The sequence below is a fragment of the Amycolatopsis sp. cmx-4-54 genome, from assembly GCF_046548895.1.
GTDB lineage: Bacteria > Actinomycetota > Actinomycetes > Mycobacteriales > Pseudonocardiaceae > Amycolatopsis.
The window spans coordinates 32,093-53,248 of sequence record NZ_JAEBEJ010000011.1; the positions used below are offsets into that span (position 1 = coordinate 32,093).

General features: G+C 69.0%; 20 protein-coding genes. 10 read left to right on the forward strand and 10 right to left on the reverse strand.

All coding sequences use genetic code 11. From position 1 onward, the window contains the following. Positions 1–38 precede the first annotated feature (38 nt). A complete protein-coding gene (locus tag ACLJQ7_RS31170; RefSeq protein ID WP_410651729.1) occupies positions 39–305 on the forward strand; it encodes a hypothetical protein in 267 nt (88 codons plus the stop codon). Here ACLJQ7_RS31170 and ACLJQ7_RS31175 read toward each other — a convergent pair. Further along, the gene (locus ACLJQ7_RS31175; protein WP_410651730.1) at positions 302–871 is read right to left on the reverse strand and encodes a DUF4291 domain-containing protein; all 570 of its coding nucleotides are present in this window, start codon (positions 869–871) and stop codon (positions 302–304) included. The two genes, ACLJQ7_RS31170 and ACLJQ7_RS31175, sit on opposite strands and share 4 nt — an antisense overlap. A gap of 74 nt (positions 872–945) precedes the next feature. On the opposite strand from ACLJQ7_RS31175, the gene ACLJQ7_RS31180 reads away from it, so the two are divergent. Then, positions 946–1,260, forward strand: coding sequence for a hypothetical protein (locus ACLJQ7_RS31180; RefSeq protein ID WP_410651731.1), 315 nt, complete (start codon positions 946–948; stop codon positions 1,258–1,260). A gap of 567 nt (positions 1,261–1,827) precedes the next feature. Here ACLJQ7_RS31180 and ACLJQ7_RS31185 read toward each other — a convergent pair. The 4 genes from ACLJQ7_RS31185 to ald all read right to left on the reverse strand — a co-directional run bounded on the left by ACLJQ7_RS31185 (position 1,828) and on the right by ald (position 9,484). Further along, on the reverse strand, positions 1,828–5,550 hold the full coding sequence (locus tag ACLJQ7_RS31185) for an ABC transporter ATP-binding protein (RefSeq protein WP_410651732.1): 3,723 nt from the start codon (positions 5,548–5,550) through the stop codon (positions 1,828–1,830). A gap of 124 nt (positions 5,551–5,674) precedes the next feature. Continuing rightward, positions 5,675–6,559 carry an ABC transporter permease gene (locus ACLJQ7_RS31190; RefSeq protein ID WP_409490401.1) on the reverse strand — a complete coding sequence of 295 codons (885 nt, stop codon included), beginning with the start codon at positions 6,557–6,559 and terminating at the stop codon, positions 5,675–5,677. Continuing rightward, positions 6,559–7,701: an ABC transporter ATP-binding protein gene (locus ACLJQ7_RS31195; RefSeq protein WP_410651733.1), complete on the reverse strand. Its 1,143-nt coding sequence runs from the start codon at positions 7,699–7,701 to the stop codon at positions 6,559–6,561. Before ACLJQ7_RS31195 ends, ACLJQ7_RS31190 begins: the two co-directional genes overlap by 1 nt. A gap of 667 nt (positions 7,702–8,368) precedes the next feature. Next, positions 8,369–9,484: an alanine dehydrogenase gene (gene ald / locus ACLJQ7_RS31200; protein WP_410651734.1), complete on the reverse strand. Its 1,116-nt coding sequence runs from the start codon at positions 9,482–9,484 to the stop codon at positions 8,369–8,371. Positions 9,485–9,650: 166 nt separating this feature from the next. Between ald and ACLJQ7_RS31205 the strand changes: the two genes are divergently transcribed. The 3 genes from ACLJQ7_RS31205 to ACLJQ7_RS31215 all read left to right on the forward strand — a co-directional run bounded on the left by ACLJQ7_RS31205 (position 9,651) and on the right by ACLJQ7_RS31215 (position 11,331). After that, the gene (locus ACLJQ7_RS31205; RefSeq protein ID WP_410651735.1) at positions 9,651–10,592 is read left to right on the forward strand and encodes a zinc-binding dehydrogenase; all 942 of its coding nucleotides are present in this window, start codon (positions 9,651–9,653) and stop codon (positions 10,590–10,592) included. Next, positions 10,592–11,011: a pyridoxamine 5'-phosphate oxidase family protein gene (locus ACLJQ7_RS31210; RefSeq protein WP_410651736.1), complete on the forward strand. Its 420-nt coding sequence runs from the start codon at positions 10,592–10,594 to the stop codon at positions 11,009–11,011. The genes ACLJQ7_RS31205 and ACLJQ7_RS31210 overlap by 1 nt, the downstream gene beginning before the upstream one ends. A gap of 92 nt (positions 11,012–11,103) precedes the next feature. Further along, positions 11,104–11,331, forward strand: coding sequence for a hypothetical protein (locus ACLJQ7_RS31215; protein WP_410651737.1), 228 nt, complete (start codon positions 11,104–11,106; stop codon positions 11,329–11,331). 122 nt (positions 11,332–11,453) lie between these two features. On the opposite strand, the gene ACLJQ7_RS31220 is transcribed toward ACLJQ7_RS31215, so the two are convergent. The 3 genes from ACLJQ7_RS31220 to ACLJQ7_RS31230 form a co-directional block, all read right to left on the reverse strand. Continuing rightward, complete coding sequence (locus ACLJQ7_RS31220) at positions 11,454–13,007, reverse strand: helix-turn-helix domain-containing protein (RefSeq protein WP_410651738.1); 1,554 nt, start codon at positions 13,005–13,007, stop codon at positions 11,454–11,456. A 177-nt stretch (positions 13,008–13,184) separates the two neighbouring features. Beyond that, entirely contained in the window at positions 13,185–13,622 is a 438-nt protein-coding gene (locus ACLJQ7_RS31225) for a VOC family protein (protein WP_410651739.1), read from the reverse strand. Beyond that, on the reverse strand, positions 13,619–13,969 hold the full coding sequence (locus tag ACLJQ7_RS31230; protein WP_034309234.1) for a PadR family transcriptional regulator: 351 nt from the start codon (positions 13,967–13,969) through the stop codon (positions 13,619–13,621). The genes ACLJQ7_RS31225 and ACLJQ7_RS31230 overlap by 4 nt, the downstream gene beginning before the upstream one ends. A 56-nt stretch (positions 13,970–14,025) precedes the next feature. Here ACLJQ7_RS31230 and ACLJQ7_RS31235 point away from each other — a divergent pair, with 56 nt between their 5' ends. The 3 genes from ACLJQ7_RS31235 (at position 14,026) to ACLJQ7_RS31245 (ending at position 16,896) form a co-directional block, all read left to right on the forward strand. After that, positions 14,026–14,424 carry a VOC family protein gene (locus ACLJQ7_RS31235; RefSeq protein ID WP_410651740.1) on the forward strand — a complete coding sequence of 133 codons (399 nt, stop codon included), beginning with the start codon at positions 14,026–14,028 and terminating at the stop codon, positions 14,422–14,424. 79 nt (positions 14,425–14,503) lie between these two features. Continuing rightward, a complete protein-coding gene (locus ACLJQ7_RS31240) occupies positions 14,504–15,805 on the forward strand; it encodes a bifunctional o-acetylhomoserine/o-acetylserine sulfhydrylase (protein WP_410651741.1) in 1,302 nt (433 codons plus the stop codon). Next, positions 15,802–16,896, forward strand: coding sequence for a homoserine O-acetyltransferase (locus ACLJQ7_RS31245; protein ID WP_410651742.1), 1,095 nt, complete (start codon positions 15,802–15,804; stop codon positions 16,894–16,896). Before ACLJQ7_RS31240 ends, ACLJQ7_RS31245 begins: the two co-directional genes overlap by 4 nt. 326 nt (positions 16,897–17,222) lie before the next feature. On the opposite strand, the gene ACLJQ7_RS31250 is transcribed toward ACLJQ7_RS31245, so the two are convergent. After that, the gene (locus ACLJQ7_RS31250; protein WP_034309225.1) at positions 17,223–17,720 is read right to left on the reverse strand and encodes a hypothetical protein; all 498 of its coding nucleotides are present in this window, start codon (positions 17,718–17,720) and stop codon (positions 17,223–17,225) included. A 57-nt stretch (positions 17,721–17,777) separates the two neighbouring features. Further along, complete coding sequence (locus tag ACLJQ7_RS31255; RefSeq protein WP_410651743.1) at positions 17,778–18,368, reverse strand: TetR/AcrR family transcriptional regulator; 591 nt, start codon at positions 18,366–18,368, stop codon at positions 17,778–17,780. 151 nt (positions 18,369–18,519) lie between these two features. Between ACLJQ7_RS31255 and ACLJQ7_RS31260 the strand changes: the two genes are divergently transcribed. Further along, positions 18,520–19,329 (forward strand): SGNH/GDSL hydrolase family protein, encoded by an 810-nt coding sequence (locus tag ACLJQ7_RS31260; RefSeq protein WP_410651744.1) that lies wholly within the window; start codon positions 18,520–18,522, stop codon positions 19,327–19,329. 147 nt (positions 19,330–19,476) lie between these two features. Further along, positions 19,477–21,090, forward strand: a complete 1,614-nt coding sequence (locus ACLJQ7_RS31265) for a carboxyl transferase domain-containing protein (protein WP_410651745.1) — start codon at positions 19,477–19,479, stop codon at positions 21,088–21,090. The last annotated feature ends 66 nt before the right edge of the window (positions 21,091–21,156 follow it).

Genomic DNA, 21,156 nt, shown 5'->3' on the forward strand with positions numbered 1-21,156 from the left:
GTGCCGGCCGCCGATCGCCCGCGAGGTGGTGGCAGCCGATGTGGCTCGACGAGTGCCCGTCGTTCTGGGACGAGGGGCGCGTACGCCCGCTGGTCACCGAGTCCGGCAAGGTCGTGCTGATGTGCGACTCGTGCTCGGCGGTCTGGCCGACACTCGACGACTTCAAGGAGATGGAGCACGTCGAGCCCGACGAGCCGGACTGGGCGGTGACGGCCGGGGTGCACGTCCGGCCGGGGACCGTCCGCTGGGCTTCGGCCCAGGACGTCGAGGTCGCCGGGATGAGCAGCCTCAAGTGGCGGCCTTAGCCGGGGTACGGACGCTCCGCGGGTAGCAGCGCTTCGGCGTCTTCGATGCGGTTCGCCGCGACCAGGGCGCCGACCTCGTGCATGACCGGGGTGACGTCCGTGACCGCGGTGATCCATTTGTCGACATAGCGATCGACGGCCTCGCCGCTCAGGCCCATCTGGAGCGAACGGTGCTTCAGTGCGCCGAGCCGGATACTGCGTTCCGGATCCCACTGGATACGGACCGGGCTGGCCTTGACCTCGCCCTGCCACGTCTTCAGGTCGGCGTGGACGTCGGGGTTGTAGTGGCTGAGCGCCGCGTGTTCGAGCGCCCACGCGAAACCCTCGCGGGTGATGTCGAGGGCGAGCACGCGCTCCTGGCCGGGCTTCGCGGCCCAGCCGCAGCGGTACGCCATCCAGAGGAAGGACGGCTTGATCCAGGTCATGCGTTCGCGTTTGAACGGCGGCACGAAAGTGCCCGCCCTCAGTGCGGCGTCGGCGATGGCCGGCGAGTACGCCTGATAGACGCGGATCGTGGTCTCGGTGTACACGGCGCGGATCTGCCGCGCCGGGATCTCTTCTTTCATTTGCCGTGATGGTGACAGGTGCAGGGCTTCACGCGCGACCGAAATTCCCTTGCCCTGCTCGTCATGCTGGCTTCATGGCATTGCTGCGCAAGGGTTCTCGGCGGATCGTGGTCGACGAGACCGCTTATCGGTGGATCGTCCGGCGGAAGCCCACCTACGCCCAGGACGGCGGGTATTTCCTTTCGTACGGGGTGGAATTGGAGGACGCGCGGGGTGCGGTGCTGGTGGTCCAGACGGATCACGCGCATCCGTTGAACTACATGGGGGTGCCGTCGAAGGCAGTGCTGCCCTCGGATGTCGAACGGGCGATCCGGCTGGCGTTGGCGCGGGGATGGGAGCCGGCGGCTCCGGGGGCGCAATTCCAGCTGGACCTCTCTGTGCCCGCTTGAAGTACATGAAGGGGTCCTTCATGTCCTCGGCAAGGTGTGACGGTCGGGGTTGTGAAAGCCACTTTCGCAACCTTCAACGTTGCGAAAGTGGCTTTCGCAACTCCTCCGCCGGAGCCGCGTTCCCGGGTGAGCGACGGCGGATGGCGTGAGTGGTAACGACGGTTCTCAGCGCCTTACCGCTCGCGAGGCTGCACCGGCGAGGTCATGTGACCGACTGGACGAGACGCGTGATCGGGTGACCGACACGCCGTGGCCGGGCTCCGCCGCGTGTCGTCCGTCCAGTCACGCGAAACCGCCACCAGCGCACCGGCAGTAGGTAGCCAACACCTTGGCTCTGACCGTCTTCCACTCACGAGACATGTCCCACCACGCCACCGCCGCTGTACCGACACGGTGTGAAGGCCCCCTTCCCTCGGCTGAGCCGAGGGAAGGGGGCCTTCTCGCGCACCTGTTGTGCCTGCTGATGTTGCTGGGGCTGGGGGTGGCGATCACGGACCTGCGATCAATGCCGCCATATTCAGTAGGTGCCTGGAAGACCTCTCGGCTCCTGACCGGCGCGCGAGCGGGTCAGCCGAGGGACCACAGGCGCGCGTAGTGGCCGTCCGCCGCGACCAGTTCCGCGTGGGTGCCCTGTTCGATGATCCGGCCGTGGTCCAGCACCACGATCCGGTCCGCCTTGGCGGCGGTGGCGAGGCGGTGCGCGACCACGAAGGTCGTGCGGCGGCGTGCGAGCTGTTCCGTCGCGCGCAGGACGGCGGCTTCGGTGGACGGATCGAGGGCCGCGGTCGCCTCGTCGAGCAGGAGGACGTCCGGGTCGACGAGTTCGGCGCGGGCGAGGGCGACGAGTTGCCGTTGCCCGGCCGAAAGGGACCGTCCGCGTTCACCGACGGGCTGGTGGAAACCGGCGGGGAGCGCGGCGACACCGTCGAGCGCGCCGACGGACCGCACCGCTTCCTCGACCTCCGCGTCCGTCGCGGAAGGCCTGCCGTAGCGCACATTGTCCGCGACGGTCCCCGAGAACAGATGCGCTTCCTGCGGTACCACGCCCATCCGCGTGCGCAGGGCGGCCAGGTCGTACTCGCGGATGTCGGTTCCGTCGATCCGGACCACGCCGCCGGTCGCGTCGTAGAAGCGCGCGACGAGCTTCACCGCTGTCGACTTTCCGGCGCCCGTCGCACCGACCAAGGCGACGGTCTCCCCGGATGCTACCTCCAGCGTCAGTTGCTTCAGCGCGGGATCATCCGTTGCGGTGTAAGCGAAATCGACGTCCTTGAAAGAGACCTCGCCGCGCAGCCGCTCCGGTACCGGGACCGGGTTCTCCGCCGCCGGAACGGAAGTCGGCGTGCGCAGGAGGTCGCCGATGCGCGTGAGGCCGACCCGCGCCTGCTGATAGCCGTCGAACACCGAGGACAGCTGCTGAATCGGCGAGAAGAACTGGCCGAGGTACAACAGGAACGCCACCAGCACACCGGCTGACAGCGTGCCCGCCGCGACCCGGTTCGCGCCGACGATCAGCACGACCACCTCGGCCAGACCGGAAAGCATGGCCGCGAAAGGGAAGTACGTCGCGACATAGCGTTGGGCGCGCAGCCGCGAACGCCGGTACTCGTCGCTGCGGGAAGCGAACTTCTCCGCCGTCCGCTCTTCGCGGGTGTACGCCTGCGCGACGCGCAGCCCGTTCACGTTCTCCTGCATGTCCGCGTTGACGACGCTGACCCGTTCCCGGGCTTCGTTGTACGCCTTGGACGACGCCCGGCGGAAGATCACCGTCGCCACGATGAGGATCGGCAGCACCGCGAGCGCGTACGCCGCGAGCCCGATGTCGGTGATCATCAGCGCCGCCGCGATCCCGACCAGGGTCAGCGCGCTCACCACGGCCTGCGCGACACCGGTCTGCAGGAACGTCGAGAGCGCGTCGACGTCGGTCGTCATCCGGGTCATGATCTTCCCGGACAGCTCGCGTTCGTAGAAGTCGAGCCCGAGCCGTTGCAGATGGGCGTAACTGCGGACGCGCAGCGAATACAGCACCGTCTCGCCGACCCGCGCGGTCATCTTGGTCTGGAGATAGACCACCAGCCAGTCCGTGAGGATCACCAGCGCGCCGATGCCGGCGGCCAGCCAGATCACCGCCTCCACTCCCGCGCGCACCCCGCCGTCGATGCCGTACTGGTACAGCGCGGGCATCGCGATGGTGGCCAGCGCGTCCGCCGCGACCAGCCCGATCACCACGGCGAGCGGGCCGCGCACCGGTTTCAGCAGACGGCCGAGGCGGAACTTCGGTTCGGGCGCGGTGACATCGGTGCCCGGCAGGCGGGGGACGTCCGTGGCGGGCGGCAGTTTCCGGACGCCTTCGACGAGCTCCTGGCTCGGCGGCAGGTCGACGTCCCATTCGCCGCCGGTGCCCTTCCGCTCGCCCGGCAGCTCGTCGGCCTTGTCCTGCTCCGGCCACAGGGCCGGGGTGATTCCCGCGGGGCCGCAGTCCAGGCCCTCGCAGCGGTGTGGTTCCTCGACGTCGTCACCCGGACCCGCCACGAGTTCGCGGAACAACGGGCAGCGCGCGAGCAGTTCCTCCTCGGTGCCGACGTCGACGACGCGGCCCTTGTCGAGCACGGCGATCCGGTCGGCGAGGGCGAGGGTGGAGCGGCGGTGCGCGATCAGCAGCGTCGTCCGGCTCGCGGTGACCGAACGCAGCGTGTCGTGGATCGCGGCCTCGGTGACCGTGTCGATCGCGGACGTCGCGTCGTCGAGGACCAGCACGCGCGGATCGGTCATCAGCGCCCTGGCGAGCCCGAGCCGCTGCCGCTGGCCGCCCGACAGCGTGAGACCGCGCTCGCCGACGAGCGTGTCGTAGCCGTCGGGGAGGCGTTGGATGAACTCGTCCGCCTCCGCCGCCCGCGCGGCCGCGCGGATCTCCTCGTCGCTCGCGTCCGGCCTGCCGTAGGCGATGTTGTCTCGCACCGACGAGGAGAAGAGGAACGCCTCCTCGAAGACCACGCCGATGACACTGCGCAGGTCTCGCTGCCGGACGTCGCGGACGTCGAGGTCACCGACCTGGACCGAGCCGCTGTGCACGTCGTAGAACCGGGGGAGCAGCAAGGAGATCGTCGACTTGCCGGAACCGGCCGTGCCGACCAGCGCGAGCGTCTCGCCCGGCCGGGCCTCCAGGGTGAGCCCGTCGAGCACCGGATCCGACCGCGTGTAGCCGAAGGAGACGTCCTCCAGCCGGACGCCGAGCGGGCCTTCTGGCAGCGGCCGCGCGTCCGGGCTGTCGACGACGTCCGGCTGCGCGTCGATCAGTTCGTTGACCCGCTCCGCGCCCGCCCTGGTCAGCTGCGCCTGCACGACGAGGCTTGAGATCATCCTGGCCGGGCCGATCAGGATGGACAGATAGGTGGCGAACGCCAGGAAGGTGCCGAGGCTGACTTCACCCTTCAGCGCGAGGACGCCGCCGACCGCCAGCACCGCGACCTGACCCGCCGCGGGAAGCGCGGCCGTCGTGGCCGTCGGCAAAGACGAGAGCCGGGCCGCGCGCATGCGTTCCGCGAAGAGCTTCTTCGCGGTCTTCTCCAGCTTCGCGACTTCGCGCGCTTCCTGGCCGAAACCCTTCACGACGCGTACGCCCGTGACGGTCTCCTCGACCTGCTGCGCGACGTCGGCCGCGCGCTGCTGGGCCGCCCACGTCGCGGGGAAGAGCCGCTTCCGGCTCACCGCCATGATGATCGCGATCGCCGGGGCGACCACCATCGCGATCAGGGTCAGCGTCGGCGACATCCACAGCATCGCGCCGAGCGACAGCAGCGCGAAGATCACCGAACCCGCCGAAAGCGGCACCTGCATCAGGACCGACGTGACCAGCTGCAGATCCGAGATCGCGCGCGAGGCGACCTGGCCGGTGCGCAACGCGTCCTGCTTGCCGCCGTCGAGCCGCGAGACCGCGCCGAACACCTGGCGGCGCAGATCGTGCTGGACGTCGAGGGCCAGCCGCCCGCCGACGTACCGGCGGGCGAAGGCGTTGCCGAAGGTCAGCACCTGCAGCACCGCCATCACCGCGGCGAGCAGGCCTAGCCGGGAGGTGTCGCCCGCGACGGCGTCGTCCAGCGCCTCGCGGATCAGCAGCGGACCGGCGGCCTGCAGCCCGACGCCGATGATGGCCGCGCCCAGCGAGAGCACGACCAGCCAAGGATGTTTCCAGCACGAAGCGGCCAGGCGGCGGATCCAGCCTCCGGTGGGCGCGGAGGCGGTCTCACGAGCCGGACTGGCTTGACGCGGACGAGGTGGAGCAGTAGTCACCCCGCAAGCCTATGCGGCCGCACCGACATGATCGGCGGGTTCGCGCAGGGCCGAATGACATGAAAGGCCCCTTCATTGCAAATTTTGCAATGAAGGGGCCTTTCATGTCACATGTGAGGGTGACTTACGTGATGTCCTTCTTCTGGTTCACGGCCCAGCCGGCCAGGAAGAAGATCATCGTCCAGCCGAAGAAGATGAGCGCCGAGGCCCACCACGAGAACGCGCCTGGGGCACCGGCCGCGTACTGCAGCGCCCACGCCGTCTCGTCCTCCAGCGCCGGCACCTTCACACCGGCGGCGCCGAACGCCTCCGCGCCGATGGCGCCCACGATGCCGTTGACCGTGCCGTTCGGCAGGACGCCGCCCAGCCAGGTGATGTCGGCGGCGCCGAACATGACGAACACCAGGACGTTCTCGACCACCAGCATCCAGATGGTCAGCGTGATGATGCTGCCGACCACGCTGCGCCAGACCGCGCCGACCCCGATGCCGAACAGGGTCGCCAGGATCGTCGCGAGGACACCCGCGCCGAGCACGCCCAGCCACTGGCCCGCCGTCGGCAGGCGCGCGCTGTCGACCGTGATCACGGTGCCGAGGCTCGCCGCGCCCACGATGATCACGCCGTAGATCGCACCCCAGGCGATGTAGGTGATCATTTTCGCGCTCAACGCCGAAACCCGGTTCGGGGCGGTGAGGAACGTCGTGGTGATCGTCTTCTTCGTGTACTCGCCGGCGAGGGCGAAGACGCCGAAGATGATCGGGATCATCGTGCCGATGTTGATGCCGTGCCCGAGGGCGAGCAGGCCCACGGGCAGCTCGCCGGTCGAGATGCCGAGCGCCTCGGTCAGCTCACGGGTGTCGGAGCGGCCGAGGAAGTCGCTGAAGTCGTTGGTGATCATGCCCCAGAACAGGGCGAACGCGAAAGCGAAGACCACCGCGGGGATCATCAGCGCCCACCACGCCTTGAGCGTGAGCGTCTTGCGGAACTCCGCCTTGATCAGGTTGCCCATCAGCCCTGGCCTCCCCAGCCCTCGTTCTGGCCCTGCTGCTGCGCCTGCTGCTGAGGCGGCGCCTGCTGGTACTGCGGTTGCTGCGGCGGCGGACCCTGCTGCTGGAACTGCTGCGGCGGCGCGAATCCGGGCGGCGGCGTGTTCTGCGGCGCGTAGCCGGGAGGCGGCCCCTGATAACCGGGCGGCGGACCCTGGTAGCCCGGCGGCGGACCCTGCTGGAAACCGGGCGGCGGCGCGGCGTACTGACCCTGGGTCAGCTGGAAGAACATCCGCTCCAGATCCGCGGTCTCCTCCTGCATGCCGTAGACGGCGATGCTCGCCTTGGCGGAGATGTCACCGATCTGCTGCACCGTCGCACCCGACACCGCGACACGGCCGTCCGGTATCGGCGAGACCTGCGTGATCCCCGCCTCCTGCAAGGCGGAGACGAGGCCGTTCGCGTCGGCGGACTGCACCAGCACCCGGGACTGGTTGCTCTTGCGCAACTGGTCCAGCGAGCCGTTGTAGCGCGTCATGCCCTGGCTGATGATGATGACCTGGTCGATCGTCTGCTCCACCTCGTTCAGAAGGTGGCTCGAGACCAGCACCGTGCGCCCCTCACGCGCGTACGCTCGCAGGAAGTTCCGCAGCCACAGGATGCCCTCGGGGTCGAGACCGTTCGTCGGCTCGTCCAGCACCAGCACCTGCGGGTTCCCCAGCAACGCCGTCGCCAGCGCCAGCCGCTGCCGCATACCGAGCGAGAACCCGCCCGCCTTGCGGTCCGCCGCCGACGAAAGGCCGACCAGCCCCAGCACCTCGTCCACCCGCTGATCCGGCATCCCGATCGCCGCCGAGTACACGCGCAGGTGATTCCGCGCCGTGCGCCCCGGGTGGAAACCCTCGTTCTCCAGCACCGAACCGACGACCCGCGCCGGATTCCCCAGCTGGTCGTGCGGGCGCCCGTTGATGGTCGCCGTGCCGTTCGTGGGCGTCACCAGCCCGAGCAGCATCCGGAGCGTCGTGGTCTTCCCGGCCCCGTTGGGCCCCAGGAAGCCGGTCACCGACCCGGGCTCCACCGTGAAGCTCAGATTCTGGACCGCGTTGACCGCGCCGAACTGCTTGCTCAGGTTCTGCACCGCGATGCGGCCACTGCCGTCGTGCATACCGTCCCCTTTTGTTGACGAAGGCCGATCACGCGACATCCTGCCTCACGGAGTGAGTCCGCACCCGAGGAAGGGGTCAATCCGCCGAAAGCGACCTTCGTCACGTTCGCCACGGTGACGACTCCGTCCTCCAGCGCATCCGCCGCTGCGCCGAATGGCCGCTGACTACCGGTTATGCGCCGCGAAGCATGGAAAATCACCGACCATCAAGAAGGCCCGTGAAGAAATAATTCGGAAGACATGGCAACCCCATGCAGCGCGACGGCGACTTATTACCTACGATGTAGGAGGCGGCCCGCTCCCAGTGACCCCCAGGCTGGTTGAGCGGGCCGCCCTCAGCCCCTTTGCCCCACCTTGGTCGGTGCTTGCGCACCTTCCCTGAGGTGGGGCTTCGTCGTATCACCCGGGGGGCCGAGCCCCCCGGACCCCCGCGGTGCGGTCGGCGCCGGTTGGCGAGGGGGCGGCCTAGGGCGCGGGGCGCCCTGGCCTGGTGAGGTGGGCCTAGGGCGCGGGGCGCCCTGGCCTGGTGAGGTGGTTGGCCTAGGGCGCGGGGCGCCCTGGCCTGGTGAGGTGGATGACCAGCGGTGGGAAGCTCGCTCCATAAAAGGAGCGAGGGACCTTTGCGCTGGGTGGCAAAGCTCCCTCGCGTGGGGATGTGGCGTGGGGGTCAGGCCAGGACGTCGGCCAGATCGGTGGCGGCCAGGCCGTGCGCGGCGGCGACGGGGGCGTTGGTGAGGGCGCCCGCATGCGTGTTGAGGCCCTTCGCCAGCGAAGCGTCGGCCTGCAGCGCCTTCTGCCAGCCGTGCTCAGCCAGCTGGACGGCGTACGGCAGCGTCACGTTGGTCAGGCCGTAGGTCGACGTCCGGGGCACGGCGCCCGGCATGTTCGCGACGCAGTAGAACACCGACTCGTGGACCTTGTAGGTCGGCTCGTCGTGCGTGGTCGGCCGCGAGTCGGCGAAGCAACCGCCCTGGTCGATCGCGATGTCCACCAGCACGCTGCCCGGGCGCATCCGCGAAACGAGGTCGTTCGAGACCAGCTTCGGCGCCTTCGCGCCGGGCACGAGCACCGCGCCGATGACCATGTCGGCCTCCAGCACGGACTGCTCCACCGACAGCGCGTTCGAGGTCACCGTGCGGATACGGCCGCCGAAGTCGTTGTCGATCTGACGGAGCCGGTCGACGTTGGTGTCGAGGATCTCGACGTCCGAGCCGAGGCCGAGCGCGACCCGCGCCGCGTTGAGGCCGGCGACACCGCCGCCGATGACGACCACGCGCGCCGGGTGCACGCCGGGGATGCCGCCGGGCAGCACGCCGCGGCCGCCGCTCGGCTTCATCAGCGAGAACGCGCCCACCTGCGGGGCCAGCCGTCCGGCGACCTCGGACATCGGCGCGAGCAGCGGCAGCGCGCGGTTCGGGGTCTGCACGGTCTCGTAGGCGATCGCGGTCGTGCCCGCGGCCAGCAGCGCGTCGGTCAGCGGGCGGTCCGCGGCGATGTGCAGATAGGTGAAGAGCACCTGGTCGGCGCGCAGCCGCGGGTACTCCTCGGCGATCGGCTCCTTGACCTTGAGCACGAGCTCGCCCTCGGACCAGGTCTCCTCCGCCGTCGCGAGGATCTTCGCGCCCGCGGCGACGTATTCCTCGTCGGTGATGGAGGAGCCGACGCCGGCGCCGGTCTCGACGAAGACGTCGTGGCCGCGCCCGGTCAGTTCGTGCACGCCCGCCGGGGTGAGCGCCACCCGATACTCGTGCTTCTTGATCTCACGGGGGACGGCGATACGCACGGAATGCCTCCTGGCGGCGGGTCTGCGGACGAAGGTGCTGCCACTCACGGTGAGCCACCCGGACGGCGGTGTCATCGTTTGCCCGCGACAGTGTTGAGAACCGATCATGGTTTCGTCAGCACAATCGCTTGACCTCCAGTCGACTGGAGCTTGCATCTTCGGTCACATGAGAGCCGTGTGGTTGAAAGAGTTCGGCGGGCCCGAAGTGCTCGTCGCGGGCGATGCCCCGGATCCGGTGCCCGCCGCGGGCCAGGTCCTGGTCGAGGTGGCGTTCGCCAACATCACGTTCGTCGAGACACAGTTCCGGGCAGGCGGTGGCGGGCCGTTTCGCGCCGAACTTCCGATGATCCCCGGCAACGGCGTCGGCGGCGTGATCAGCGCGGTCGGGGAGGGGGTCGACCTCGGCCTGGTCGGCAAGCGCGTCGTCACCTCGACCGGTGGTTCCGGCGCGTACGCGGAACGGGTCGCGGTCGCCGCCGACGGTGTCTTCGAGGTGCCGGACGGCCTGGCCCTCGACGCCGCGGTGGCGATCCTCGCCGACGGCCGCACGGCGACCGCGCTGGTGACCGCCGCGAGTATCCGTCCCGGCGAGCGCGTGCTGGTGGAAGCCGCGGCGGGCGGCGTCGGCGGGCTGGTCGTCCAGCTCGCCAAGGCCGCGGGTGCCGAGGTCGTCGGCGCGGCGGGTGGCGCGGCGAAGACCGAGTACGTCCGGGAGCACGGCGCGGACGTGGCGGTCGACTATCGCGAGCAGGACTGGGCGGCGAAGGCCGGCGAGGTCGACGTCGTGTTCGACGGGGTCGGGGGCGACATCGGGGCGACGTCGTTCGGATTGCTCAGGACCGGCGGACGGATGCTGATCTACGGGCTCTCGAGTGGATCGTGGACGGAGGTGTCCGAAGAGGACGCCGCCGCGCGCGGGGTCACCGTGATCCGGGGCCTCGGCGGACCGGCCGAGATGCGGGCGTTCACCGAATCGGCGCTCGCCGAAGCCGCCGCCGGACGGCTGGAACCCATGATCGGCCAACGATTTCCGCTCGAACGGGCGGCCGACGCGCACGCGGTCATGCAGTCGCGTGGCGCGATCGGCAAGACGGTGCTCGAGATCTGATGTTCGACGTCGACGAATTCCTCGCCGGACCGCTCACGGCCAGGGTCGCCGCTGCCGGGCCGACCGTGCGCCCGACCTGGTACCTCTGGGAGAAGCAGGCCTTCTGGATCCTCACCGGCCCGTGGGCGCGGCTGGCCGGTCTCGTCCGCGAGTCGCCGTCGATCGCGGTGACCGTCGATGTGTGCGACATCGGCACCGGCCTCGTCCGGCAGGTGCTCGCGCGTGGTGAAGCGGAGGTGCTGCCGTTCGACGTTGCCCGTGGACGGCGGCTGCTGAGCCGGTATCTCGGTCGGGACGAACGCAAATGGGATGCCCGCTTTCGTTCTTACCTGCACGACGATCCCGAGGTGAAAGGGACCGTCTGGGTCCGGATGGTGCCGAAGCGTTTCGTCGCCGAAGACCTCGGCTATCGGGTATGACGAACGGCCGGGCAACCTGCGAAACGGTAAAAGCAGCACGATCGAGTCAAGATGTTGATCTTACTGGCCGGTAAGCTGCCATTCTGTTCCGCATGACAAATCAGGACTGGCGGCGGGAGCGGCGTGTCCGCACCGTCGACACCGAAGGCAATCCGGCAGATGTCATCGTGGGCCTGGTCGAGACCCCGGGAAACGGCTTCGAAGCCGCGCTGCGGGTCGACGGCGGTCCCGGTGTTCTTTTGCCGCTTTACCCCGGTGCCGATCTGCTCGCCGCGGTGCGGCAGACCATTGAGGACGGTTATCGCGCCAGCGCGCACTGAACCGTCGGATGTCAGGAAAGGGTCTTTCAAGATTTTTCTCGTCCTGAAAGACCCTTTCCTGACGTCTGGGCACGATTTTGTCGAACTACAAAGTGTTCGTTGTCGAACAGTTTGTAGTTGAGTCAGCTCCAGCGCAGGGAAACGAGTTGTGTGATCAGCGCCAGCCGGACATCGGGATCGTCGAGGTCCAGCGGGACGAGGTCGAGCAGCCGCCGCATGCGGTACCGCAGAGTGTTGGGATGGATCCGGAGCTCCTTCGCGGCCGCGCGCGGGTCTCCGGGATGCCGCAGCCATTGGTAGAGCGTGTCGACGTAGCCGCTCTCGTGGGCTTCGTCGTGCGCGCGCAGCAAGCCGAGCGGGCCGAGCTCGGCGACCCTCGCGGTACTTGCCGCCGTCGCCCCGCGGTGCAGCGAAAGCGCGGTCCACGCCTCGTCGAAGACCACGACGCGACCGGGCACGAGCTTCGCTCGAAGCAGCCCCAATGCCTCGTCTGCCTGAAGCCGCGACGTCGCGAGTTCGCCGATTTCGCAGGCCGACCCCGCGGCCGCCCGTGGTGTTCCGCCCTTCCTCGACGACGGCAGGGCTTCGAGCGCGGTGCGGAGTTCGTCCCAGCCGTCGCCGTCCGGGACGACCGCGTAGAGCACGCCGCCGAGTTCCGTGGCCACCGGCCGCCTCCCGACACCCTGTGAAATCCGTTCGAGGAGGGCGAGCCGCAGGCCTTCGTCGTCGCGGCCGTCGCCACCGGCGACTTCGACGACCACGACGCGGTGCGGCTCCTCGGACAGGTCGAGTTCCGCGATCGCCTTGCGCGGGCTGGCCTTCCCCTCCAGCACGGCACGCAGGAGTTCGGCCGAGACCCGGCGTTGCGAATCGGTGTGCGCGCGGCGGCGCAGCAGGTGCAGTGCGACGACGGGCGCCGCGTCGGCGAACGCGGCCGCGCGTTCGTCCGAGACCGGGCCCGCGACGACCGCCCACATCGACCCCAGTAGCTCACCGCCCATCCGGATCGGCACGATGAGCCGGGGCAGGGTGCCGTCGCGCTGCGCGGGCACGAAAATCGTCTGCCGCCCGCGGGAAAGCTCGCGGAACACCCCCCGCGACCGGAACCGCGCGAGCACGTCATCGGGGATGCGGCGGCCCATGATCGTGGACACGCGCGCCGAGTCGGTCAGGTCCTGCCGGGCCGAGTAGGCGAGCACCCGCGAGTTGGTGTCCTCGATGGTCACGGGCGCGTCGACCACCGAGGCGACGGCGTCCGCGAGCCGGAACAGGTCACCGGAACCGGGTCCGCCGCCGTCCTCAAGCGCGTCCGACTCGTCGGCCAGCGCGTCGAGGACCGTCCTGAGCAGCCAGACGAGCTGGGCCCACGAAGTCGCCGAGCGCACCTCGATCAACGCGATGTCCGCCGATTTCGCGGCCCGTTTCACCGACGGTTTCGCCGCGAGCGGCGGTTTCAGCAGGACGGCGGCGGCGCCTTTGGCCGCGCAGAGCCGGACGAGTTCCGCGGCGTCGGGCGTTTCGGTGATCGCGACGCCGAGCACGAGGTCGCCCGCGGCGAGGGTGTTGCCGGGTTCGGCGATGACGACGTCGCCGACGGCCGGGGACTCCTCGGGGATCTGGAGGGCGTGCAACAGCGTCGGACCGACCCGATCGACCACGCTCCGCACGGAAACCATGCCTTATTTTGCGCCCGCTGACGAAAACGCGCCGCAGGGGCAGTCTCGAAGGCCGCTCGCGTCGAGCGTCGAGGTGCCCCTTCGTCGCGTTTTCGTCAGCGGGCGCGGTGAAGTCTCCTCGCCGCGCTGACGCGCTGCCCGAGGAGACGTCCGCCGGTCACCGGACCGCCGCACACGTCAGACCTCGCGTGGGGTCCTCGCGTCGATGTCTTCGGGCGTGAACCGCTCCCGTTTGGTCGTCAGCGCCCATCGGTGGCCGTCGGGGTCGATGATCCGGCCGTAGCGCTCGCCGAAGAACATCTCCTCGACCGGCGCCTCCACCCGCGCGCCCGCGAACACCGCGCGCCGCACGAGGTCGTCGGGGTCCTCGGTCTCCAAGGTCAGGAGCATCGGCGTGCCGCCGAGGGTCGACGGCGCGAGGGCGTCGAGCTGCGGGATCTCCTGGCTCACCAGCAGCCGCGCGTCGCCGACGGCGAGTTCCACGAACAGTACGACGCCGTTCGGCAGCACGTTGCGGAACAGTTCCACGCCGCCGAAAGCCTTGGCGTAGAAGGAAAGCGACGCGTCGACGTCCTTGACGAACAGATGCGGCGTCAAACCGAGCGCCCGGCTCACGCCGACTCCGCCCGCTTCAGCAGCCCGGCCTGCCCGGCCACGGCGACGAGCCTGCTCAGGAACTCCGCCTCGCGGGCGGCGACGTCCCGGCCGGCGCGGGTCAGCCGGTAGTAGCGGCGGCGCGAGTCGTGCGGCTGGTCCTCGCTCGCGTCCGGGGCCTCTTCGACCAGGCCGTCGGCGACGAGCCGGGCGAGCGTCCGGTACAGCGTGCCGGGACCGAGCTGGGCGGTGCCGCCGCTCACCTCGTCGACGAATCCCATGATCGCGTAGCCGTGCGCGCGTCCTTTCGCCAGCGCCAGCAGGGTCTGGAACGCCGCGGGGGTGAGCTGCGGGTTGCCGTCGGCCATCCGGGAAGCATACACTCCGATCTCGTTATATCCATGATGGATACAAAGGAGCTGACGTGGCGATTCAGGGTGTGCACAAGATCGTCGTCGGAGTGCGGGACCAGGACCGGGCGAAGAGGTTCTGGTCCGAGGTCGTCGGGTTCGAGATCACCACCGACGTGCCGTACGACGACAACGGGAGCCGGTGGGTCGAGGTCACGTCCGCCGATGGTGCGACGGCGCTCGTCCTGAGTGCCGCGCCGGAGGACCTCAAGCGGTTCGAAGTGCGTGACGAAGTGCCGACGGGCAATTTCTTCTTCTACGCCGACGACATCGAAAAGACGTACGAGGAGCTTTCGGCGAAGGGGGTCGAATTCCCCGCCCGCCCGGAGAAGCAGCCGTGGGGCTGGTGGGCGATGTTCACCGATTCGGAGGGCAACAGGTTCGCCCTTCAGGAAAGGAATCCCACCTCCTGAGAGCAGTTGGATGGTCCGTCCGGCGGAGCTAGCTTCGGCGTCATCAGCCGAAACCCCTTGAGCCGCTAGGAGAATCGCGATGAGCGCGGACGGATGGTCGTTCGAGACCAAGCAGATCCACGCGGGTGCGGCGCCGGACACCGCCACCGGCGCGCGGGCGACCCCGATCTACCAGACCACCTCGTACGTGTTCCGCGACAGCCAGCACGGTGCCGATCTCTTCAGCCTCGCCGAGCCCGGCAACATCTACACGCGGATCAACAACCCCACGCAGGACGTGCTGGAGCAGCGGCTCGCCGCGCTCGAAGGCGGTGTCGCGGCGCTGGCGTTCGCCTCCGGGAGCGCGGCGACGACGGCGGCCATCCTCAACCTCGCGAACGCGGGCGACCACTTCGTCTCCAGTCCTTCGCTGTACGGCGGCACCTACAACCTTTTCCACTACACGCTGCCGAAGCTCGGCATCGAGGTCTCTTTTGTCGAGGACCAGGACGACATCGAGCAGTGGAAGGCCGCCGTCCGGCCCAACACCAAGCTGTTCTTCGCCGAGACGCTGGCCAACCCGGGCAGCAACGTGCTCGACATCCGCGCGGTCGCCGACGCCGCGCACGAGTCCGGTGTCCCGCTGGTCGTGGACAACACCGTGCCGACGCCGTATCTCGTACGCCCGATCGAGCACGGCGCCGACATCGTCGTCCACTCGGCGACCAAGTACCTCGGCGGGCACGGCACCACGGTCGCCGGAGTGCTGGTCGACGGCGGCACCTTCGACTTCGGCAAGGACCCGGCGCGGTTCCCGGGCTTCACCGAGGCCGACCCGAGCTACCACGGCCTGAAGTACTGGGAGGCCCTCGGCCCGGGTGCCTTCGCCGCCAAGGCCCGCGTCCAGATCCTGCGTGACACCGGTGCCGCGATCGCACCGTTGAACAGTTTCCTTATTCTGCAAGGGATCGAGACGCTTTCGCTGCGTTTGGAGCGGCACGTGTCCAACGCGCAGGCGCTGGCCGAATGGCTGGAGCAGCGTGACGAAGTCGAAAAGGTGTATTACGCCGGGCTGCCGTCGAGCCCGTACTACGAGGCCGCGAAGAAGTATCTGCCGAAGGGCGCCGGCGCGGTGCTTTCGTTCGACCTGCGCGGCGGTGTCGCAGCCGGACGGGCCTTTGTGGACGGTACGGAACTGCACAGCCAGCTGGTCAACATCGGTGACGTGCGCAGCCTGATCGTGCACCCGGCCTCGACGACGCACAGCCAGCTCACGCCCGAGGAGCAGACCTCCAGCGGTGTCACGCCGGGGCTCGTGCGGCTCGCCGTCGGGCTGGAAGGGATCGAGGACCTCAAGGCCGATCTCGAGGCCGGATTCCGGGCGGCCAAGGCCGCTCTGTGACCGGTGCGTGGCGCGAGGGAGACCCGCCTGGGCGTCGCCGCTTCGTCAGCGGCGTCCAGGCGCTCGAAACCGGCGGGACGCTGCCCTTCACGCTCGCCTACGAGACCTGGGGAACGCTGAATCCCGGTGCCTCCAACGCGATCCTCGTCGAGCACGCGCTGACCGGGGACAGTCACGCCGTCGGCCCGGCGGAGGAAGGCCACGTCAGCCCCGGCTGGTGGGACGGCCTGATCGGGCCGGGCAAGGCGATCGACACCGACGCGTTCTTCGTGGTGGTCCCGAACGTGCTCGGCGGCTGCCAGGGATCGACCGGTCCGTCTTCGCGGCATCCGGGCGGAAAGCCTTGGGGCAGCAGGTTTCCCGCCGTGACCGTTCGGGACCAGGTGGGCGCCGAGACCGTCCTCGCCGACGCGCTCGGCATCGGCCGATGGGCCGCGGTGATCGGCGGGTCCATGGGCGGGATGCGCGCGCTCGAATGGGCGGTGAGCGAACCGGATCGGGTCGCGGCGCTGCTCGTGCTCGCGTCGACGGCGCGGGCGTCGGCCGATCAGATCGCCTGGGCCGCGCCGCAACTGCACGCCATCCGCGCCGACCCGGGCTGGCACGGCGGCGACTATCACGACATCCCCGGCGGCGCCCCGGACGTCGGACTCGGCATCGCGCGGCGTATCGCGCACACGACCTATCGCAGCGAAGCCGAACTGGAGCAACGCTTCGGGCGTCGCCACCAAGACAGTGAAGACCCGTTGCGCGGCGGACGATTCGCCGTCGAGTCCTATTTGGACCATCACGCCGGGAAGCTTTCCCGCCGGTTCGACGCCGGCAGCTACGTGGTGCTCACCGAATCGATGAACACGCACGACGTCGGCCGCGGGCGGGGCGGGCTCGCGAACGCGCTCGGCCGGGTCACCGCGCGCACGGTCGCGGCCGGGGTGGACAGTGACCGGCTTTACCCGCTGTACCAGGCGCAGGCCATCGCGGACGGGATCGATGGGGCGGAGTTCGCCGTCATCGGCTCGCCGTACGGGCACGACTCGTTCTTGATCGAGACCGAGCAGATCTCGCGGCTGGTGAAGCTGCTGCTGGGGTAGGCCGCGGTGCCTGCCCTCCCGCCGATGCTCGGTGAGGAACACGTTGCGAAAGCCACTTTCGCAACCTTCAACGTTGCGAAAGTGGCTTTCGCAACGTGCTCCCGCTGGAGCGCTTGCCTGCCGCCGGTACTCGGAATCGCCCTTATTGGAGGGTAAGACAGCCCCTTCGCGATATTGACCGTCCTCAAAAGGACACCATTGCCTGACCGGCGTCCCTTATGGACGGTCAGGGGGCCCAGGCACCTTGGCGACCCACTCCACCACCGACTTGATCTCGCCACTTTCGCAACGCTGAACGTCGCGACACCCGGCGGACCCACGCCCGGCTAGTCCGCGACGGCGTCCGAGATCCAAGGCGCCACCGGCAGATCCCGGTCCAAGCATTCCGCCGACAGCCGGATCGTCCAGCGCAGCGCCTGCAGCACGAGGCTGTCGACCTCGTCCGGCGCGGCGTTGGCGAGCGCGATCTCGACCTGTTCCTGCGCGGCCTCGCTGTTGCCGTGCACCTCGGCCAGCAGCGTGCGCACGGCCGTCCGCACGGGCGGGTCCGCCTGGTCGATCGAGACCTCTTCACCGTCCTCGTCGAACACCTGGACCTTGACTGGCGCGCTGCCGCCGTCACCGAGGGTCGACACCATGGCGCTGCATTCACCGAAGAGCATCATCACGAGCTCTTTGGTCTCTTCGGAGCGGGCTTGGGGCTCGACGGCGGTCGGCGTGAGCTCGTCGAGCGCCTCGGCGTCCTCCCCGAGGCTGATCGCGACGAGGGCGCGCTGCGCCTTTTCGACGAGCCTCCGCTCGTACTCGCTCCTGTCCGGCTCCACGTGCCTATCAAACACCAGAGGACGGAAAAGTGGGGATAGGCCGAAACCCGGACGTGGTCACTTGGCGGCGTGCAGTGCACCCAGCGCGAGGCGGCAGAGCATTTCGGCCAGTTCGCTGTCACCGAGATGGCGGTTGTAGGGCGTCGAGTTGATCAACCCGAAGACCGCGTGCGCCGCCGACCGGGCCTGCCGTTCGCCGATCCCGGGGACGGCGTCGCTGATCGCGCGCACCCAGACCTCGACGTACTGACGCTGCAGGGCGCGGACCTGTTTGCGGTCACTGTCCGTGAGATTGGCGAGGTTGCGTTCCTGGACGGTGATCAGCGCGGGATGCGCGAGCGCGAATTCGACGTGAAAATTCACCAATGCTTCGAGAACCTCACCCGGCTCGTCCCGTTGGCTCGCCCTGGCAGTCCCACCGTCGAGGAGGTAGCGGCTGATCGAATTCAACATCTCGCCGAGGATGGCGTCCTTGCTGCGGAAATGCCGGTACAGCGCCGGACCGGAGATGCCGACGGCCGCGCCGATGTCGTCGATGCCGACGCCGTGGAAACCGTGGTGGGCGAAGAGTTCGGCGGCGGCGGCCATGATCTGTTCACGCCTGTTCGCCTTCTCGCCGTTCACGAGTGGGGTGGGGTTCGCCGGCATCTGGCCATATTAAGGCCGCATGTTAGCGAGCGCTAACACGCGGCCGTACTTCCAGCCTGAGCCAAGCGGGTTACCTGGGGAAATGACCCTTTTGCGTGTGGCTACCACCTGGTAATGCTGTGTCTCGTTAACTTGTCACGAAGGAGTGACCATGGCCGTCCCTGCTCGGATCAAAGCTCTTTCCTTCACTCGTTTAGGTGCGGCCCTGGGGGTCGCTGTCCTTGCCACCCTGGGTCTCGCGGGCACCGCCCAAGCGGCGACCGACTACGTGGCGCTCGGTGACTCGTACTCGTCCGGCGTCGGTGCCGGCAGCTACGGCGACTCGGGCGACTGCATGCGCAGCGCCAACGCCTATCCCCAGCTGTGGGCCAACGCCCACGCCGGGACCACCTTCAAGTTCGTCGCGTGCTCGGGGGCGCGCACCGGCGACGTCCTCAACCAGATCGCGAACGTCACCTCCAGCGCCACGCTGGTGACGGTCTCGGTCGGCGGCAACGACGCCGGGTTCGCCGACGTCATGACCACCTGCACCACCGGCAGCGACCAGACCTGCGTCAACCGGGTCAACACCGCGAAGACGTATGTGAACAACACGCTTCCCGGCCTGCTGAACAACGTCTACGGCAAGATCAAGGCCAAGGCGCCCGGCGCGAAGCTGGTCGTCCTGGGGTACCCGCGCTTCTACACGGTGCCGGGTTCGTGCTCGGTCGGGCTGAGCGACACGAAGCGCTCGGCGATCAACTCGGGTTCCGACGCGCTGGCGTCGGTGCTCTCGGCCCGCGCCGCCGCGAACGGCGCGAAGTTCGTCGACGTGCGGCCCGCCTTCACCGGGCACAACATCTGCTCGTCGGCCGACGACTACCTGCACAGCCTCACCTGGCCGATCGTGAACTCGTACCACCCGACGGCCGCCGGTCAGCGTGGCGGCTACTACAACCCGCTGGTCTCCGCGATCGGCTGATCGTTTCGCGCGTGAAGGCCCCCTTCCCTCGGGTCAGCCGAGGGAAGGGGGCCTTCACGCGCTACGAGGACGCGGTGGACAGAGCGGGTTAGTGGGCGTTAACCTACAAGGGCAAGTTAACGACGGCTAACTTGGCGACGAGGAGCCATGGACACACCCGTACTGAGCACTTCGGCCGATCCGGGCAGCGACGAGTACGCCCGCAGCGTCACCTCCCACGCCGAGCTGGTCGAGGACCTGCGCAAGCGGCTCGCCGCGGCCCGGCTCGGGGGCCCGGAGAAATCCCGCACCCGCCACGTCGAGCGGGGCAAACTCCTGCCACGCGACCGGGTCGACACCCTCCTCGACCCGGGTTCGCCGTTCCTGGAGCTGTCCCCGCTGGCCGCCACCGGACTGTACGACGACGAGGCGCCCTCGGCCGGGATCATCACCGGAATCGGGCGGGTCTCCGGCCGCGAATGCGTGATCGTCGCCAACGACGCGACGGTCAAGGGCGGCACCTACTACCCGATGACGGTCAAGAAGCACCTGCGCGCGCAAGAGGTCGCGCTGCACAACAACCTGCCGTGCGTCTACCTGGTGGACTCCGGCGGCGCGTTCCTGCCGAGGCAGGACGAGGTCTTCCCGGATCGTGAGCATTTCGGCCGGATCTTCTACAACCAGGCCACGATGTCCGCGCGGGGCATCCCGCAGATCGCCGCGGTGCTCGGCTCCTGCACGGCGGGCGGCGCGTACGTCCCGGCGATGAGCGACGAAGCGGTCATCGTGCGGAACCAGGGCACCATCTTCCTCGGCGGTCCGCCGCTGGTGAAGGCCGCGACCGGTGAGGTCGTCACGGCGGAGGAGCTCGGCGGCGGCGACGTCCACTCGCGCCAGTCCGGCGTCACCGACCACCTGGCCGAGGACGACGCCGACGCGTTGCGCATCGTTCGCTCGATCGTGTCGACTTTGGGGCCGCGAACGTCACGCCCGTGGGATGTCCTCCCGACGGAGGTACCGGTCGCCGACCCGAACGAGTTGTACGGTGTCGTCCCGACCGACCCGCGCGTGCCCTACGACGTCCGCGAGGTCATCGCCCGGCTCGTCGACGGCAGCCGGTTCGGCGAGTTCAAGAAGGAGTACGGCTCGACGCTGGTCACCGGGTTCGCCCGGATCCACGGTCACCCCGTCGGCATCATCGCGAACAACGGCGTCCTGTTCGCCGAGTCCGCGATGAAGGGCGCGCACTTCATCGAACTGTGCGACAAACGCTCGATCCCGCTGCTGTTCCTCCAGAACATCACCGGTTTCATGGTCGGCAGGGCCTACGAGGCCGGCGGCATCGCCAAGCACGGCGCGAAGATGGTCACCGCGGTGGCCTGCGCGCGCGTCCCGAAGCTGACCGTCGTCATCGGCGGCTCGTTCGGCGCGGGCAACTATTCGATGTGCGGCCGCGCGTACTCGCCGCGGTTCCTGTGGATGTGGCCGAACGCGCGCATCTCGGTTATGGGTGGCGAGCAGGCGGCGTCGGTGCTTTCGACGGTTCGCCGGGACGCCATCGAGGCACGCGGCGGCGAATGGTCCACTGAGGACGAAGAGGCCTTCAAGGATCCGATTCGCGAACAGTACGAGGCGCAGGGCAGCCCGTACTACTCGACGGCGCGGCTGTGGGACGACGGCGTGATCGACCCGGCGGACACCCGCACGGTGCTCGGCCTCGCGCTGTCCGCGACGGCCAACGCGCCCTTGTCCGATGTCAACTACGGCGTCTTCAGGATGTGAGCGCAACGATGCGGAGGATCGCCCGACTCGACCGAAGCCGACGCGTATGCCGTCCGGAGGACTCGC

Coding starts and splice junctions, on each gene's coding strand:
- ACLJQ7_RS31175 (WP_410651730.1), bottom strand. CDS start 871: ATGAAAGAAGAGATCCCGGCGCGGCAGATCCGCGCCGTGTACACCGAG.
- ACLJQ7_RS31215 (WP_410651737.1), top strand. CDS start 11,104: ATGACAAATCAGGACTGGCGGCGGGAGCGGCGTGTCCGCACCGTCGAC.
- ACLJQ7_RS31230 (WP_034309234.1), bottom strand. CDS start 13,969: ATGGCCGACGGCAACCCGCAGCTCACCCCCGCGGCGTTCCAGACCCTG.
- ACLJQ7_RS31255 (WP_410651743.1), bottom strand. CDS start 18,368: ATGCCGGCGAACCCCACCCCACTCGTGAACGGCGAGAAGGCGAACAGG.
- ACLJQ7_RS31190 (WP_409490401.1), bottom strand. CDS start 6,559: ATGGGCAACCTGATCAAGGCGGAGTTCCGCAAGACGCTCACGCTCAAG.
- ACLJQ7_RS31240 (WP_410651741.1), top strand. CDS start 14,504: ATGAGCGCGGACGGATGGTCGTTCGAGACCAAGCAGATCCACGCGGGT.
- ACLJQ7_RS31170 (WP_410651729.1), top strand. CDS start 39: ATGTGGCTCGACGAGTGCCCGTCGTTCTGGGACGAGGGGCGCGTACGC.
- ACLJQ7_RS31260 (WP_410651744.1), top strand. CDS start 18,520: ATGGCCGTCCCTGCTCGGATCAAAGCTCTTTCCTTCACTCGTTTAGGT.
- ACLJQ7_RS31265 (WP_410651745.1), top strand. CDS start 19,477: ATGGACACACCCGTACTGAGCACTTCGGCCGATCCGGGCAGCGACGAG.
- ACLJQ7_RS31210 (WP_410651736.1), top strand. CDS start 10,592: ATGTTCGACGTCGACGAATTCCTCGCCGGACCGCTCACGGCCAGGGTC.
- ACLJQ7_RS31220 (WP_410651738.1), bottom strand. CDS start 13,007: ATGGTTTCCGTGCGGAGCGTGGTCGATCGGGTCGGTCCGACGCTGTTG.
- ACLJQ7_RS31205 (WP_410651735.1), top strand. CDS start 9,651: ATGAGAGCCGTGTGGTTGAAAGAGTTCGGCGGGCCCGAAGTGCTCGTC.
- ACLJQ7_RS31180 (WP_410651731.1), top strand. CDS start 946: ATGGCATTGCTGCGCAAGGGTTCTCGGCGGATCGTGGTCGACGAGACC.
- ACLJQ7_RS31195 (WP_410651733.1), bottom strand. CDS start 7,701: ATGCACGACGGCAGTGGCCGCATCGCGGTGCAGAACCTGAGCAAGCAG.